Raw genomic sequence first — 1,268 nt, forward strand, 5'->3', positions numbered from 1 at the left:
GGCAGTTTCGGCGAGTTCATGCTCGTCGACGAGAAGTACGCCGCGCGGATTCCCGACGGAGCCGACCCGGTCGAGGTCGCTCCGATCCTCTGCGCCGGGGTCACCGTGTACAAGGGGCTGAAGATGACCGGCGTGCGACCGGGCGAGTGGGTGACGATCTCCGGCATCGGCGGACTCGGCCACATCGCGGTGCAGTACGCGCGGGCCATGAGCATGCGCGTGGCCGCCGTCGATGTCGACGACGCCAAGCTGGAACTGGCTCGTCGCCACGGCGCGGAGGTGACGGTCAACGCCAGGGACGCGGATCCCGGCGTCGCGATCCAACAGCACACGGGCGGAACGCACGGCGTCCTGGTCACCGCGGTGCATCCCCGGGCCTTCGACCAGGCACTCAGCGTCGTGCGGCGGGGAGCCACCATCGTCTTCAACGGTCTGCCGCCCGGGACCTTCGACGCCGACATCTTCGACATCGTCCTGCGCGCGATCACGATCCGCGGATCGATCGTCGGCACGCGCCAGGACATGATCGAAGCGCTCGACTTCTATGCCCGCGGTCAGATCCACCCCACCGTGCACGTGGAGAGCCTCGAGGACGTCAACGACATCTTCGAGCGGATGGAGAAGGGCCAGATCGACGGTCGGATCGTCATGCGCTACTGACCCGGGCACGACGGCCGGCGGGGAGCGAACGCAGCAGGTTCGCTCCCCGCCGTGCGCCGGGGTCCGCAACGCGCTCCCCCGGCGCGCCTGCCGATGCCGGGTGGCCTCGACGCGCACAGTTGAGTGGTGGCCCTCGACTTCACCGCGATCGACTTCGAAACCGCGAACTCGTCGAGCGCCTCGGCGTGCGCGGTCGGTCTCACTCGTGTGCGCGATGGTCGTGTCGTGGAGACGGCGGGCTGGCTCATCAAGCCCCCGGCCGGTCACGACCGCTTCTTCGAGCTGAACATCGGCATCCACGGCATCCGCCCGGAGGACGTCGTGGATGCTCCGACGTGGAACGACCAGCTCTCGGCCCTCGACCGGTTCGTGGGCGACGACGTCGTCGTGGCCCACAACGCCGGATTCAACATGAGCGTCCTGCGGCGCGCGTGCGAGGCGACTGATGCCGCGTGCCCGTCGTACCGCTACCTGTGCAGTCCTCAGGTCGCCCGCAAGACCTACGACCTCTCGTCGTATCGACTGCCGTCGGTGGCCGCTGCCGCGGGATTCCTCGACTTCGCTCACCACGACGCCGCGTCCGACGCGCTCGCCTGCGCGCACATAAT

Annotated in this window: 2 protein-coding genes; both read left to right on the forward strand. The window is 68.7% G+C overall.

Features of this window, described 5'->3' with window-relative positions; translation table 11 throughout:
- Positions 1 to 660: zinc-binding dehydrogenase (locus tag I5I_RS14175; RefSeq protein ID WP_036321197.1), on the forward strand; the 660-nt coding region annotated here is incomplete at its 5' end.
- A 126-nt stretch (positions 661 to 786) separates the two neighbouring features.
- A partial coding sequence (locus I5I_RS14180; protein ID WP_036321199.1) for an exonuclease domain-containing protein occupies positions 787 to 1,268 on the forward strand: 482 nt, incomplete at its 3' end.

The organism is Microbacterium sp. B24 (assembly GCF_000333415.1).
Taxonomy (GTDB): domain Bacteria; phylum Actinomycetota; class Actinomycetes; order Actinomycetales; family Microbacteriaceae; genus Microbacterium.